The 459-nt window shown below is 62.7% G+C and carries 1 protein-coding gene; it reads right to left on the reverse strand.

Annotated features, from left to right (window positions below):
* The coding region (locus EN780_RS39550) for an aminotransferase class I/II-fold pyridoxal phosphate-dependent enzyme (RefSeq protein WP_348631307.1) at positions 1–459 on the reverse strand (459 nt) is incomplete at both ends.

The raw sequence follows: 459 nt of genomic DNA on the forward strand, positions 1-459 counted from the left end.
AGGAACGCCTTGGCGCCGCCGGCCGCGAGTTTCTCGAAATCGTCCAGGTCGAGCTCATACCTGTTGTTGCGCAGCCGCAACCGGTTGGTAAGCAGAACCCGCCCGTTTCCCTGAACCACTTCGAAATAGGGCGAATAGACGGGCGACTGCACAATGACGCCGTCACCGGGCTTCGTGAAGGTTCGCAGTATCGCAGCCACTGACGGCATGATCGCCGGCGCGGGAAGCAGGGTCTCCAGTTCTGGCGACCAGTTGTGCCGGCGTGCGAACCACGATTGCACGATCTCATAGTGGCGCGGATCGCGGCGTGTATAGCCGTAAATGCCGTGGTCCGCGGCCTCGCGCAGCCGCGCAATGACGGTTTCCGGGGCGCGGAAATCCATATCCGCCGTCCACAGGGACAGCAGGTCCTGGCCCTCGACTTGCGGGGAGAACTCGTCCCACTGATTGGCCCATTTG

It is taken from the genome of Mesorhizobium sp. M4B.F.Ca.ET.089.01.1.1 (assembly GCF_004022605.1).
In the GTDB taxonomy this organism is placed as follows: domain Bacteria; phylum Pseudomonadota; class Alphaproteobacteria; order Rhizobiales; family Rhizobiaceae; genus Mesorhizobium; species Mesorhizobium abyssinicae.